Origin of the sequence: Pseudomonas sp. PHC1, from assembly GCF_046487845.1 — a bacterium.
Lineage (GTDB): Bacteria > Pseudomonadota > Gammaproteobacteria > Pseudomonadales > Pseudomonadaceae > Aquipseudomonas > Aquipseudomonas sputi.
Map to the genome: position 1 here is coordinate 136,873 of NZ_JBJXHJ010000013.1, position 13,720 is coordinate 150,592.

A 13,720-nucleotide genomic window follows, 5' to 3' on the forward strand; every position below is an offset into this window, starting at 1 on the left:
GCTCCATCCCTCGCAGTTGGGAGCTGTTCAAGAGCATGAGTAACCCGGCCCAGTGCCGGGTTTTTTGTTCGCTGCCCAAGACTTCGCAACTCAAAGCGCGGCTCCGGGCGGTTTGAATGAGCCAAGAACTGATGGAATTTGCGGTTGAGCGGCCGATTCTGCGCGGCGCTCATTTGACAGGCTATTTATATGTCCCTCGCGGCAATGCGACTTATCGGCTTTATCCTGGGTGTTTTTCTGATCACGCTGGCCGCCAGCATGGCGATTCCGATGATCACGCTCCTGATCTACGGACACAGCGATGATGTTCCCGCGTTTCTCTGGTCGAGTCTGATCACGTTCATCTGTGGTCTTTTGTTGGTCGTTCGTGGGCGTCCAGAGGCCGTGCAACTTCGCCCCAGAGACATGTACCTTCTGACGACGGGGAGCTGGGTAGTGGTGTGTGTTTTCGCCGCATTGCCCATGGTGTTCATCAGGCACATCAGCTATACCGACGCTTTCTTTGAAACCATGTCCGGTATTACCACGACGGGTTCAACAGTCTTGACCGGTCTGGATACGGCTTCGCCGGGACTACTGATCTGGCGTTCGATGCTGCATTGGCTGGGCGGTATCGGCTTTATCGGTATGGCGGTGGCGATTCTTCCCCTGTTGCGCGTTGGCGGCATGCGCCTGTTCCAGACGGAGTCGTCAGACTGGTCGGAAAAAGTGACGCCGCGCTCCCATGTGGCCGCGAAGTACATCTTGTTTTTGTACGTGGGGCTTACAGGCGCCGGGACTCTGGCGCTGTGGATCGCGGGAATGACACCGTTTGAAGCGATCAATCATTCAATGTCTTTAATTTCCACCGGCGGATTCTCCACGTCGGATGCCTCACTTGGGCACTGGACTGAGCCATCCATACATTGGGTGGCGGTGCTCATCATGATATTGGGCAGCCTGCCTTTCACCCTATACGTCGCAACACTACGCGGTCATCGCCGCGCGCTATTGAAGGATCACCAGGTGCGCGGGTTTGTCGGGTTCCTGATCGTGACCTGGCTGGTAATAGGGACCTGGCTGTGTCTACACAGTGATTACGGCTGGTGGGATGCCTTTCGCATCGTAGCCGTCAACGTGACATCGGTTGTCACGACAACGGGCGTCGCAGTGGGTGACTACACACTGTGGGGCAGTTTCTCCATGCTGTTATTTTTCTACCTGACCTTCGTGGGTGGATGTTCGGGTTCAACCGCCGGCGGCCTGAAGATCTTCCGCTTTCAGGTTGCTGCCGCGTTGCTCCTCAGTAGCCTGAAGCAACTGATCCATCCTCGCGCCGTGATCCAGAAAAAATACAACGGTCACCCCATTGATGAGGAAGTCCTGCGTTCGCTGTTGACCTTCTCATTTTTCTTCACTACCACCATTGCCGTGATCGCATTGGGCTTGGCATTGATCGGATTGGATTGGACGACGGCCCTGAGCGGGGCCGCCACTGCCGTATGTAATGTTGGCCCAGGGCTTGGCACGATCATTGGGCCGGCGGGTAATTTTGCTTCGTTGCCCGACACTGCCAAGTGGCTGCTGACCGTCGGAATGCTGCTGGGGCGGCTGGAAATTCTGACGGTGCTGGTGATTTTGACTCCTGTGTTCTGGAGATATTGATTGCTTTGCCTTTGAGTCTCCCGGACGCCCGTTTACCAGCCCTGGCGTCCGGATTTGCAATCTCAGTTGTGACAATTTCATCGTGTGCGTTAGCGAGAAGCCCAACTTGGTCCAGCGATCGAGTTTTAATAAATGTCCAAGTGGCTTGCCTTGATAAAGGGTGTATGGCTGCGCAATACTGCACCAAGACCAAAGGATTTGGTTCCCCTTCGACAGAAAGCCCGCCATGCGCGGGCTTTTTGTCGTCTGGATATTCGCAAGCCTGTCGGCGAGTACTGAATCGCCCCCGATTTTTTGGCCTGTTCTGGCGGGCAGCTATTGGTCCAGAGTGTGTATAAACGCTCATGGACCTCATCTCCACACTCACTGTTCACCTCGGGGCGATTTTTAATCGTCCGAACTGGCTTTGGAGTTTTGACACATTCTGGGCCGTTAGCCGCTCATGCACGCCCACACCGCACTGATACCTGATAATCACCCGCAAGTGCCACGGCCAACCTAATCGTTTTGCAAGAGCGAGTTCACGGCAATTTACCGGACGAAGTTTCCGAGAGTAAGGTTGTAGTGACTGGGTCCGTTTCAGTCATTCCCCCTCAGCGCCGATAGCTGCCACTCTTGCGCAGTCGTTCGTTTGCCATCTCTATGGCCTGTTCCCGTGAGGCTGCAAACAGCAGCGGGTAGCCCCAGACCTTGGCGAACAGGCCGGCAAAGGCCTTGAAGCCCACGCGCCTCGTCGTGCTTGGTTCAACCATGATCAGGGCCAGAACCAGGCTGCGCAGTTGCGCCTTGTGCTTCTTCATCCACAACGTGGTGCGTTTCTTTTCTTCTGGTGAGTGCTCATGGTCATCGCCAGGTGGCGTTTCGCTGAGCAGCACGAAGGGTTCGCCGCGCTGCAGGTTGGCTGCGAACTCGTCGAAGTCCTTCTGGGTATCGTGCCCGGGCTCGTGAGCGAAACTCATCCACACCAGCGGGAATTCAGTGCTATTCATCGGCATGGCGGGTTCCTTTGCGGTTGAGGTGACGCCAGCTGGCGGCGATGGCGCACAGACCGGGCAGGGTGATGAAGAATACCGCCGAGAAGGCGACGTACCAGCCGTCGCGCAGCCCGTCACTGATTCCTCCGAGGGTATTGAGCAAGACAAGCAGGCTGCCGAAGATCAGGACAGCCCACTGGGTCTTGCGGGTTTCGATCAGGGCGAGGAGCACCGTGACGATCCAGGAACCATAGAAGGCGGGAAACACCCACAGCACGCCAGGCTCGAAGGTGATCGCCGAAACCGTGCCCTGTGCCCTCACGAAGTCGTTTACGTAGAAGAACAATTGGAAGGTCACGAAGAGCACCGCGCCAACGGTAGTCGTCAACCAGAACAAGGTGACCTTGTTCGAGTGGTGTATGGCCAATACTTCAGCCGGGTTTACGGTAGGCATGAGCATGTTCTCGATGTTCAAGGTAGTAGGGACGCGAATCGCCAGCGGCGAAGCGCGTCCTGCGAGTAATCAGTAGCGGTAGTCCAGCGTGGCCATCAGGTTGCGCGGGGCGCCATAGGTCACGGTGTCGAAGTCCCCCTTCTGCAAGGCGTACTTCTTGTCGAACAGGTTGTTGACGTTGAGGCCCAGGTCGATGTTCTTGCTGAGGGCGTAACGCCCCATCACCGAGGTCAGTGCATAGGCGCTCTGTTCGCCGCCCAGCGTGCTGGTGCCGACCCCCGGCACCTGGTAGAAGCGGCTCTGCCACTTCACCCCCGTGCCCAGGGTCAGCTTGTTCCACGCATCGGGCAGCCGATAAGTGGTGAAGAACTGGGCCGTGGTGCGCGGTAGTTGAGCGTTCAGGCGCTCGCCATCGCCATCTTCGGCGGTGAAGTGGGCGACACCGGCGTAGATGTTCCAGCCATTGGCCAACTCGCCCTGCAGGTCGAACTCGATACCGCGCGATTTGGTGCCATCGGCACCGGTATAGGCATTGGCTCCGCCTGGGGTGAACGCGCCGGGGACCAGTTGCGCGGCGTTGTCCAGCGTGGTCTCGAACACCGCCACGGCAGCATTCAGGCGCCCGTCCAGGTAGGCGGCCTTGAGGCCGACTTCCTTGGTCTTGCCCTTGGACGGTGTGAGCACGTTGCCGGTCGTGTCGCGGAAGTCGGTTTGCGGGTTGAAGATTCCCGTGTAGCTGACATAAGCCGAGTAGGTGCTGTCGATGTCGTAGACCAGTCCGGCGTACGGGGTGAATTCGTTGTTCTTCTTGTAGTGCAGCGTGCTGCCGTTGGCGTCGTCGTCGACCTCGTAATAGTTCAGGCGCCCGCCGACGATGAGCTTCAGCGGATCGGCCAGGGAGAAGCGGGCCGCGCTATAGATGCCGCTCTGTTTGATCTCGGTGCGGGTGGGGAGATGCGGTATGGCATCAAACTTGGGCCGTGGCGTGCCTGGGCTCAGGGTATGGATGTTGATCGGCGTAAAGCCTGCGAAGAACGGCGCTACATCGTCCTGACTGGCCTTGCGGCGTGAACTTGTCGCTCCGACCACCAGATCGTGCTGGCGGCCGAGCATTTCGAAGGGGCCGCTGGCCATCACGTCAAAAGTGTTCTGGCGGCTACGCCCCTCGGACGCCAGTGCAAACGGGAAGGCGCCCAGCCCCGTGGCGGGGTCAGGCCGGCCACCCAGGGAGACCAGTTCGGCTTCGGTTTCGGTGCGGTACTGGTTGAACACGCCCTTGAGCGTCCAGCCATTGTCGAAGCGGTGCTCGACTTCGGCAAAGGCCGTCTTCAGGGTGTTGTCGAATTGGCTCCAGTCCTGCCCATAGCTCTTGGAGCGCGAATAATCGATCTGCGAACCGTTGCTGTACCACAGCGGCAAGCCGCCCCAGGTGGCACCCTTTGGCGTCATGTCTTGATAGTCATAGCCCAGACTCACCGTGGTATCGGTGGTCAGGTCGGCCTCGACGATGCCGTAGAATGCCTTGCGCTCGGGCTTGTATCCGTCAAGGTAGGAGTTGCCGTCCTGATAGGTGCCTACCAGGCGCGCGCGGATGCGGCCGTCCTCGGTCAGCGGTGTGGAGACGTCGCCCATGCCGCGATGGGTATCCCAGCTCCCGGCGCCGAGGGAAGCGGATGCCGCGAATTCAGGCGTTGGCCGTTTGCGCACCAGATTGATGGCGGCCGAAGGGTTGCCGGTGCCGCTCAGCAGGGCCGAGCCGCCACGCACCACCTCGACACGGTCATAGAACGCGGTGTCCAGGGCGCTGATGCCGCTGCCGTTGACGGTGTTGCCGATCACGGTGGGGATGCCGTCGTACTGCACGTTGTTAATCAGCAACCCTCGCGAATAGAAGCTGGTGCGCTCGCTGTCGGCCTGGCGCGCGGTGACACCATTGGTGTTCTCCAGCACGCTCTGCACCGTGTTGAGTTGCTGGTCGTCCATGCGCTGGCGCGTGATCACGGTCACCGCCTGGGGCGTTTCCTTCAGCGTCATCGGCAGGCGCGTCGCCGCTGCCGTCTCGCCGGTGGTGTAGGAGCCGGTTCCCTCGGTGATCGCGTTGTTCATTTGGCCTGTCACGCTGATTGCCGGCAGGGCCACTTCCTCGCGGGAGGAGTCTGCTGCCTTGTTCTGCGACTGCGCCGCCTCGACGGCAAGTGCGCCCGACGCATTGAGCAGTAGTGTTGCCGCAATCGCCGAACCAAAAGCGTTGCGCTGCGCGTTTTTGTAGCGCCCGGCGAGCGGCGAACAGGCGGCGGGATCGGCGTACAGAGAAATAGCCGAGCAGGACCTTCCTGTATTGGTTGACACTTTCATTTAGCAATACTCATTTGCATTTAGATATTGCATTTAACGACATCGGCAATGCGTCATGATGGTGAAATCAGGCCAGAGTGTTATTCGATTCGGCCAATAGTGAGCACGCCCGCTGCGTTGGCCGTTTTGAAAAAGAGATCTGGTTAATTGCGGCGGCTGGACCGGGTCCGGGAGGCTTGTCTAAAGCGGAAGCGGTCAGCGTGACGCGCGGCCACGTTGGCGTGGGCGGGCGGTAGGCGAACGGCGGCATCGCTGTAAGCGCGATTTCTTGATAGAGCAGCGAGGTGGATTCGCTTAGAGTGCGATCAGGCCTGGGACCATGATTCAGTGCGCTGCAGCCGTCAGCGCGCCGCTGGTGCGATCCGAGAGGTAGCGGGCCGGCGGCTTGCCCACCGCTTTGCGGAACATGGTGACGAAGCCGCTGGCGTTTTCGTAGCCCAGTTCCAGCGCTACCGTTTGCACGCTGTCACCCTTGGTCAGTCGTTGCAGCGCCAAGACCACGTGCAACTGGCGGCGCCAGCGCCCGAAGCTCATGCCGATTTCCTGCAGAAGCAGCCGGCTCATACTGCGCTCACTCATGCCGATGCGCGTCGCCCAGACGGTCTTCGAAGTCTTGTCCGCCGGCGCTGCCAGAATCATTTCCGCGAGGCGACGCAGGCGTGCGTCGTGGGGCATGGGCAGGTGCAGGTCTTCCACTGGCGCCGCCACCACTTCGTCGAGCAGCACTGCCAGCAGCCGTTCCTCCCGTCCGCCCAGGGCGTACAGCTCGGGAACGGCAGTCGCCTTGAGCAGCAACTCCCGCAGCAGCGGCGATACCGAAAGTGTGCAGCAGGTGGGCGGCAGATGCGGCACGGCATCCTGCTCAACGAACAGGCAGTAGCACTCCACTTCACCGGCCCCCCAGGCTGAGTGGGGCAGGTCGCCAGGGATCCACAAGGCGCACTGTGGCGGCACGATCCAGACACCATCTTCGATTTCGCAGTTAAAGATGCCGCGAACCGAGTAGATCAGTTGCGCCTTGCGATGCTGATGGGTGGCATTTTCCCAATCCTTGGCGACCAATGAGGCACTCACAGCCAAAACCGGCCGCAAGACACTGTCAACGTCAATGGTGGAGGTAAAATCGGTAACGGCAATGCTCGACATGAGGTGTAGAGACTCGGATGGAGAAGGGGGCCATGGCCTGGCTGGAAACTATCCCGAGCCATTAGTGTAACGACATCCGGCCATCGTACGCTTTTGGCCGATTCTGTTGAAAAAGTAGCTCCCCATGTCTGGCCTGCGACAAAAACTCGACGTTGGTCAGCAGGGAAGCACGAAGCATGATGGGACAGTTATCGAGTGGGCAGGAGCGACTGTTTTACTCGTTCAACCTTGAAGATCACATCCCAGCCAATCATCCTTCAAGAACGAGCGTTCGCATGTCACCAAAGCCAACACCATCATCTTCCGACCCAGACAGACCAACGATACGCCGAATCGACGCGTCTTGAGCGGGGCCTGTCCCGGGCTATGCGGCTTGTCATTGGTGGATGACTTCATCCATGAACTCCCTGTCTTGCCGATTTTGTGAGTCCCAGATAAGGCGAGGGTCGAAACTCATCGCCGAAAGCATGGTGAAGACCACCACCAAGCCAAAAAACAGAATGCCGGCACGTGGCTCGATGTCAGCCAGTGCGTCGAACTTCACCAATGACGCGACCAGTGCCACGACGATGACGTCGAGCATCGACCAATACCCGATGACCTCAACAAACCGGTACAAGCGGGAGCGCTCCTTGAGTGTCCATTGGCTTTCGCGCTGCACCGTGACCAGTAGCAGCGTGATCACAACAAACTTGATACCGGGCACGGCGATACTGGCAATGAAGATGATCAGCGCGATATCCCAGGCTCCGGCCTCCCAGAACTCCAGCACGCCGCTCATGATCGTGCTGTCAGCGCCGTTTCCGACCATTTTGGTATTCATGACCGGCAGCAGGTTGGCCGGAACATAGAACGCCAGCGCCGTGAACATATAGGCCCAGGTCCTCGTCAGCGAGTCGGGCTTGCGGCGATGCAGGGGAGCCCCGCAGCGTTCGCACTCATGGGGTTCGCCCGTCATGTCGCACGCCTGGCCGCAACTGTGGCAAAGACACAAGTTGAGGTCATTGGCATTGGGCGGCATGTTCATAGGATGTCCCACAGTTCGCGGATATCGCGTCCGGCGATGCGGATCATCATCAGGCTCAACACTGCGAGAGCGAACAGGCCAATACCCGGCAACACGTCCAGCAATCCGGCCAGTTTGATCACCGCGACCATGGCCCCAAGAAGGCAGACTTCAAGCATGCTCCAGGGTCTGAGTGTTTCCAACCAGCGCATGCAGAAGCGGAAACCGGGGGAGCGCTTCGATTTCAGTGCGAAGCCCAGCACCCAGACCAGCAGCAGCAACTGGATAATTGGCGCAATGATCATGGCTACTGCGGCTACGAGTGCTATGAAAGTGATCGGCCCAAGGCTCAACGCCACGACAGAATCCCATAGCGTCGCACTGTTTTTCAGACCTTTGAGGCTGATGCTCATCACCGGATAAAAATTGGCGAAAATCCACACCACCAGCGCTGTAAGAGTCAGCGCCAAACGCTGCTCAATCGTCAGTCCGTTATAGCGCTGGAGCACGCCGCCGCAGCGCACGCACCAAGACTTCTGATTCTTGACGAGTACGCTGCGCTCATAAACGCCGTCGCAGTGCTCGCAAATGATCCATCCCTTGTCATTTCCCATCGGATACGCTCGGCGGACTTTAGAGACTGGAAAAACTTCAATGAGAATAGAAGCGCTTCACGGTTCAGCAACTTTTTTTATTTCAGTATTTGATGAAAAGCACGAGATCTACTTCGATTAGCAATCAGGGCAAAAAGTTGAGCTATACATAAACGGCTCGTCTATTGGCTCATCAAAAGCCAGGACGTTTGCAGCCATAACCACGGATACTCAAACTGCCACATGATGTCGCTCCACCCAGAGTTTGCAGGTATCAAACATTGCATCGCGGCAGGGGGCGGGCAGGGCGAGCAGGGTGGCGTCAGGAGCATAGGCCAGCGTTGCGAGCTGCTGCGCGAACTCGTCGGGGAGCTGTTGATCGACATGTGTTTGAAGGAAAGTCTGCCACTCAGAACTCTCCAACGTTGCAGCCGCGGCTCTAGAGGTGAGAGATTTTGGTCCCTGCATAGACAGTGCTACACGCTTGAGCAGTTCAGGCAGTTCCCGGAGCGCATGCAACTCGTCACTATTGGTGCGCAACTGCTCCAGCTGTGCCAGCGCCTCGCGCCGGTAGCGATCGCGACGCCATTGAATCAAGCGCCTGGTGCCAATGATTACGGCAGCCAGAAGCAGAATCGCCAATAGAAACCACCAACCCCAGGTTTGCGGTGAATAGCTGACGGGCAGGGGCAGCGCCAACTCCTTGAGTTGCGCGATACTCGGAACGTTCCCGCTCATGGTCGTCCCCCCGGTTGTTTGCCCAGCTCTGCCCGCAATTGAGTGAGCGACTCTTCGGCAGTACTGAACATCATCAACGGTACCCGGCTGCGGCGGAGCAGGGTGGCAACATCCTTGAGCCGTCCGCCGAGATAGTCACCCAGTGGTTGATGCACCTGACGGCGGCCCACCGCCAACTCCACCTGTAATTCGCCTTGAGTTACCAACAACCTGCCGTCGGTTGGCAGATTTATCGCAATCGGGTCATAGACTTGCATGGCAATCACGTCATTGTGTGCTGCCAGGTGCCGCATCAGTTGCAACGTACGCTCGCCCGCACCTGCGAAGTCGCTGACGATGCATATCAAGTGGTCATGGCCGGCCAACGCCAGGCAACGCTGCAGAACCTTGTCGAGTTGATCGGCATCTTCGGCATCGGGACTGGACGCATCAAGCTCCTGATTCTGCGCAGCGATACGACTGCATAATGCCTCCACGCGCTTCGTAGGCTGCAGCAAATTGACGGATGTGCTGGCGCGTTGGACATCGTTATCTGCGCCTAAAACCCGCGGGAGCCGATCTGTAAGAAAAGAACAACATGGAGTGGTTCGAGCCAGGACCTCCGCTATGATCGCGATAGTGGGTTAGAACAATGTTTGGCCCGCAGGTGCAGGTGGGTATTCTTTAACTAATGGAAACAGTTAGTTTTAGGAAGCCTTCTATAGCTCAACTAAACGACCATTTAGTAGAGTTATTACGTAATGTATTAATTCCCACGGAGCAGGTCATGAATCCAAGCCTGATGACTGCGTCGAATCTGGTTGCTGCATTGGACCTTGAGCCTCACGTCGAAGGGGGTTTCTTTCGCAGAACCTACCAGGCCGATCATCGGGACATGCTCGAAACCGAAGGTGGCCAACGATTTCTGATGACGTCGATCTACTACTTGCTGACTTCGGAATCGCCAGTCGGCCAGTTCCATTTCAATCATTCTGACATCCTGCATTATTTCCATCTGGGCGACGCCATCGAATACAGCCTGATCCTTGCAGACGGTTCACTGCAGACGGTGGTCATGGGCAGCGATATTCTGGCCGGACAACAACTGCAATTGCACGTACCGGGCGGAATCTGGAAAGCCTCCAGATTGCTGAATGGCTCGAACGGGTTTGGTTTGATCAGCGAAGCAGTTTCACCAGGATTTGATTTCGCCGATATGGAAATGGGGAATCGACAAAAACTCACAGCACAGTATCCGCAGCATCGAGCACTGATTGAAAAGCTGACGCGTGATGAAGGTTGAGAGCCGCGCATTTCAAACCGAGGGATCGGCAGTCATCAAGGAAGAGATCCTTTGAGAGCGATGCTGGAGATTGAAATGGTGTGCGCAACCGGGCGTGCGTCGCAATGTCTTATTACGTGTAATGTATATTATGTTAAATGACATATCTGGGCGGAATTTTACCAACTGTCAGCGCTTCCTAAATATTGGACGGATGTGACCGTTGCTGAGGCAATCGCGAAATAAAGAGACGTTGCCTCGAAAAGCGCTTAACAGATTGATTTTACTGGGCATTACGAAAAATGTAGTGCAGGCCTCACCAACTGTAGCAACGTAATTATGAGACTACCGTGTAGCCGGCAGTTGGCCTGTAAGCCTTTATTTGCGAGGGTTTCAGCCTATTCCATCATTTTGTTACTAGCTCAGAGTCTATCAATCAATCGTGAGACAACGTCGCGTATCCACGTTTGCGCAATTAAGATGAATTCCAATAAAAACAATCAGTTAGCTATATTTCGAAGAAATCGCGAGACATAACCCGCAGCGCTTTTGGTGAAGATTTGACGAGACACTTCTGGGCCCGAACGCTCTGGCGGCATAGGCAGAATTCCGCGCCAATCCACCGCTCGGATTGCTGAAGATCAAGCCTGACGCGAGTTTTCCTAAAATATTTTTTGGAAAAACTGGGCTGAGAACTGCTCTGCACTAGACTCATCCTAGAGCTATGGTTTTGGCTTCCCAGCACGAAATCGTGAGATATCACCAGTGGACTTACACCCCTGGCTACCCGCCACCCAGAAATTCCGGGTATCGGCGTGAGTGTGAAGTTTCCACGATATTTACCCGTGCCAACGACGGGGAACGGAATTATGAGACTAAAACGAATTTTTTAACGCAATTACGAGGAATAACCAGGAGGTGCGCGCAGTAATGACGAGACAGCATGGCGGGCTCATACGTACATCAGTGCCTCTGGCTCGATACCTGAAGAATAATTGGGAGACAAGTACTGTCCATTTAACGAAATCTTGAGATAAGCCCAGAAGGTTTGGGAGGTAATGAGTCATAGTTGCACGATAGATACGCGCGAGATACCATCGGGCTTTCTTAAGCCAAAGTTGTATGAGAGGAAGACTGATTATGGATAATAGGTCTCAAACTTCCGATTACTGTCATAACTGGAAGTATCTCAATAGCGCTAACTAACGTCTCTGGTGGTCATGAATGTCTCTCTCGCCGAAGCCTTTATTTGATACGTACGATTCCTTCCTTGATCAGGACTTCAGTAATAGCGAGCCCGCTACCCCATGTGTCAAAGTTTACCTTGCCTCATTTCCCCCTGCGCTAGAAGCTCCGCGCGGCTACCTGGCCGTGCGCTCGTTCCTGCGGGCCTTTTCCGACAATGCTCAGACCTTCAGCTCGTATCGCATCCATATAGAGAGGTTGCTGCTGTGGTCATTGTTGATTAACCAGAAGCCGCTGAATCAACTTAAGCGCCAGGACGCCCAAGATTATTTGAGTTTTTGCCGTAATCCACCTCGAATCTGGATTGGTTCTGTGACGCGTAGCCGTTTCGTGAAAAATACTGATGCGCAGAGCGCGCTCGAAGACCCTATTATTCCTAATCCTAACTGGCGTCCATTCAATATTAAATCCTCGAAACCGCTGGTTGGCTTCGATGATCAAAAACAATCAGTAATCGAGAACAAATACAGCGCAACCAACACCACCATAAACCAAGTATTCTCGATTTGCAGTCGCTTCTTCGAATTCATGGTTGAAGATGGTTATGCAGCGGCAAACCCTTTCCGAATGATCAAAAAGTCAGGCCGCTATAGTGACAATGTTCAAGATGAGGGAGGTACGCGTGCATTGACGCCGCTCCAATGGAACTACGTGCTTGAAACGGCTGAGAAGCTGGCGGAGTCAGAGCCTGCTCGATATGAGCGTACACTGTTTATACTTTCCACATTGTTTGCCATGTATCTTCGCGTGTCAGATGTTGTAGGGCGACAAAACTGGAAGCCCTCTATGGGTGACTTCCGCCAAGATTCAGAGGGTAACTGGTGGTATCACGCCGTTGGCAAAGGTAACAAGGTCGGAAAGATTGCCGTCAGGGATGAATATATCAATCTCTATCTGAAGCGCTATCGTCGGTTCTTGGGTCTGCCCGAACTTCCTGAAATCGGCGAGACCACACCTTTGATCAAGACCCTCAGAGGACGTTCTGGTCTGTCGGATCGACAGGTACGCGCCCTCCTCCAGGTTGTCTTCGACAAGGCTCTTGAAAGTATGCGCATCGAGGGGCGTGCGGTTCACGAGATGGAAAGCTTAAAGGTCGCTTCTCTGCACTGGCTGCGCCATACATCTGCGACGTTCGACGCGCCCTTGCGTAACGCCAAAGATCTACAGGTCGATCTGCGTCATAGCAATCTCAGCACTACCCAGAACACGTACTACCACTCACACGATCAGGAACGTGCACACTCAATTAAGCGCTTAGGTTTACGCGATCGTGGGTAAATGTCTTTAGCTCCAGACGTGGCGATGTGCAAATTGGCCAAGAGCTGGGAACGTTTATTGCGCAATATCCGAACAGAAAAAATGCAGGCAGGTATCTGATGGGCCGCGGCGTTCCCTCGCTGCGTATCTTCATTCGAGATCTCACGCGGCCTGCTCTTCAGAAAATGTCTGGGATGTCGACTGGATCTACGGGTACCAGGTGCTGAGCCAGCATCCGCAGCTTACCAAGCAACTCGTCAAATGTGACGACCTCGACGTCCTTACAGGCGTTGCGAAAGATCTCGAAGCTGCGCAGGCGGCCCTCTTCGGTTGGCTTGGTACCTGCAATGACGACGCACCTCGCTGTGTCTGGTTGCAAGTCTCGCATCGTCGGGTCTTGCAGGTGTGACAGCCAGTTGGAGCGCATCAGGCCTTGCTGATGCAGTACCTGAGTAATCGCTCCACTGAGCTGCAGATGTGGGCCGAAAACATCGCGATTGCGATACGGCCTGGTCTGCATGAGTGGGGTGGAAGGCTTCTTGATCTCCACGATGGCCAGCTCGCGTCCCTGCGCGAAAAGCAGGTCGCCGATGTGGGCGCCAACTCCATTGACCATGGATCCCCGAGCATGGAACTGAGTATGCAGAAGTGCCACCGGGCGCGCGAACACCATCCCTAGGATGAACAGATTGGCCTCGAAAAACTGCTGCCAGTGCCCCTCGCTGAGGTTCTGGCCAAGCATGGTCTCGAACTTTTCGATCATCACAGCCAAGGTAACCCTCTCGATCTCAGCGCGCAGTTCGAAAAGTTCGCGAGGAGCTTCCTTCGCCAGCATCTCAACACCAACCTTCATCTCCCTAAGCTGGTGACGCCGCGCTCGCACATATGCCTGGTCTTGGGCGAACAGTTGTCTATTGACCTGGCCTCATTGAAGGGGCCGGACAGCGAGCGTAAGGTTTTGCCTAGGCTGTATATATAAAGCGAATGTCTGATTACTGCCGTCACTGCGCGTACAAAGTCAGTGAAAGCAAGACCGACGACGCCTGC

At 55.9% G+C, this 13,720-nt stretch carries 11 protein-coding genes and 1 pseudogene; 3 read left to right on the forward strand and 9 right to left on the reverse strand.

The features are described from left to right. The first annotated feature begins 189 nt into the window (after positions 1-189). Positions 190-1,644 (forward strand): TrkH family potassium uptake protein, encoded by a 1,455-nt coding sequence (locus ACKJSM_RS17695; protein ID WP_236179518.1) that lies wholly within the window; start codon positions 190-192, stop codon positions 1,642-1,644. 593 nt (positions 1,645-2,237) lie between these two features. On the opposite strand, the gene ACKJSM_RS17700 is transcribed toward ACKJSM_RS17695, so the two are convergent. The 8 genes and pseudogenes from ACKJSM_RS17700 to ACKJSM_RS17735 all read right to left on the reverse strand — a co-directional run. After that, a complete protein-coding gene (locus tag ACKJSM_RS17700; RefSeq protein WP_410238425.1) occupies positions 2,238-2,639 on the reverse strand; it encodes a hypothetical protein in 402 nt (133 codons plus the stop codon). Beyond that, positions 2,626-3,072: a hypothetical protein gene (locus tag ACKJSM_RS17705; RefSeq protein WP_410238426.1), complete on the reverse strand. Its 447-nt coding sequence runs from the start codon at positions 3,070-3,072 to the stop codon at positions 2,626-2,628. The genes ACKJSM_RS17700 and ACKJSM_RS17705 overlap by 14 nt, the downstream gene beginning before the upstream one ends. Before the next feature lie 69 nt (positions 3,073-3,141). Then, positions 3,142-5,427 (reverse strand): TonB-dependent siderophore receptor, encoded by a 2,286-nt coding sequence (locus ACKJSM_RS17710; RefSeq protein WP_410238427.1) that lies wholly within the window; start codon positions 5,425-5,427, stop codon positions 3,142-3,144. A gap of 324 nt (positions 5,428-5,751) precedes the next feature. Continuing rightward, complete coding sequence (locus ACKJSM_RS17715; RefSeq protein WP_410238428.1) at positions 5,752-6,573, reverse strand: AraC family transcriptional regulator; 822 nt, start codon at positions 6,571-6,573, stop codon at positions 5,752-5,754. Positions 6,574-6,949: 376 nt separating this feature from the next. Next, on the reverse strand, positions 6,950-7,600 hold the full coding sequence (locus ACKJSM_RS17720; protein WP_410238429.1) for a paraquat-inducible protein A: 651 nt from the start codon (positions 7,598-7,600) through the stop codon (positions 6,950-6,952). Then, entirely contained in the window at positions 7,597-8,193 is a 597-nt protein-coding gene (locus ACKJSM_RS17725) for a paraquat-inducible protein A (RefSeq protein WP_236179507.1), read from the reverse strand. Before ACKJSM_RS17725 ends, ACKJSM_RS17720 begins: the two co-directional genes overlap by 4 nt. A 210-nt stretch (positions 8,194-8,403) precedes the next feature. Continuing rightward, positions 8,404-8,910 (reverse strand): DUF4381 domain-containing protein, encoded by a 507-nt coding sequence (locus tag ACKJSM_RS17730; protein WP_410238430.1) that lies wholly within the window; start codon positions 8,908-8,910, stop codon positions 8,404-8,406. Then, a pseudogene (locus ACKJSM_RS17735) lies at positions 8,907-9,398 on the reverse strand (DUF58 domain-containing protein); the annotation flags it as partial. The pseudogene ACKJSM_RS17735 and the gene ACKJSM_RS17730, both read right to left, overlap by 4 nt. Positions 9,399-9,676: 278 nt before the next feature. Between ACKJSM_RS17735 and ACKJSM_RS17740 the strand changes: the two are divergent. Continuing rightward, a complete protein-coding gene (locus tag ACKJSM_RS17740) occupies positions 9,677-10,192 on the forward strand; it encodes a cupin domain-containing protein (protein WP_410238431.1) in 516 nt (171 codons plus the stop codon). A gap of 1,203 nt (positions 10,193-11,395) precedes the next feature. Then, positions 11,396-12,694: a tyrosine-type recombinase/integrase gene (locus ACKJSM_RS17745; RefSeq protein ID WP_410238432.1), complete on the forward strand. Its 1,299-nt coding sequence runs from the start codon at positions 11,396-11,398 to the stop codon at positions 12,692-12,694. A 157-nt stretch (positions 12,695-12,851) separates the two neighbouring features. On the opposite strand, the gene ACKJSM_RS17750 is transcribed toward ACKJSM_RS17745, so the two are convergent. After that, positions 12,852-13,508, reverse strand: coding sequence for a Shedu immune nuclease family protein (locus tag ACKJSM_RS17750; protein ID WP_410238433.1), 657 nt, complete (start codon positions 13,506-13,508; stop codon positions 12,852-12,854). Positions 13,509-13,720 lie beyond the last annotated feature (212 nt).

What these genes read in the sequence shown, in the direction of transcription:
- ACKJSM_RS17695 (WP_236179518.1), top strand. Translation starts at nt 190, where the DNA reads ATGTCCCTCGCGGCAATGCGACTTATCGGCTTTATCCTGGGTGTTTTT.
- ACKJSM_RS17700 (WP_410238425.1), bottom strand. Translation starts at nt 2,639, where the DNA reads ATGCCGATGAATAGCACTGAATTCCCGCTGGTGTGGATGAGTTTCGCT.
- ACKJSM_RS17705 (WP_410238426.1), bottom strand. Translation starts at nt 3,072, where the DNA reads ATGCCTACCGTAAACCCGGCTGAAGTATTGGCCATACACCACTCGAAC.
- ACKJSM_RS17710 (WP_410238427.1), bottom strand. Translation starts at nt 5,427, where the DNA reads ATGAAAGTGTCAACCAATACAGGAAGGTCCTGCTCGGCTATTTCTCTG.
- ACKJSM_RS17715 (WP_410238428.1), bottom strand. Translation starts at nt 6,573, where the DNA reads ATGTCGAGCATTGCCGTTACCGATTTTACCTCCACCATTGACGTTGAC.
- ACKJSM_RS17720 (WP_410238429.1), bottom strand. Translation starts at nt 7,600, where the DNA reads ATGAACATGCCGCCCAATGCCAATGACCTCAACTTGTGTCTTTGCCAC.
- ACKJSM_RS17725 (WP_236179507.1), bottom strand. Translation starts at nt 8,193, where the DNA reads ATGGGAAATGACAAGGGATGGATCATTTGCGAGCACTGCGACGGCGTT.
- ACKJSM_RS17730 (WP_410238430.1), bottom strand. Translation starts at nt 8,910, where the DNA reads ATGAGCGGGAACGTTCCGAGTATCGCGCAACTCAAGGAGTTGGCGCTG.
- ACKJSM_RS17740 (WP_410238431.1), top strand. Translation starts at nt 9,677, where the DNA reads ATGAATCCAAGCCTGATGACTGCGTCGAATCTGGTTGCTGCATTGGAC.
- ACKJSM_RS17745 (WP_410238432.1), top strand. Translation starts at nt 11,396, where the DNA reads ATGTCTCTCTCGCCGAAGCCTTTATTTGATACGTACGATTCCTTCCTT.
- ACKJSM_RS17750 (WP_410238433.1), bottom strand. Translation starts at nt 13,508, where the DNA reads ATGCTGGCGAAGGAAGCTCCTCGCGAACTTTTCGAACTGCGCGCTGAG.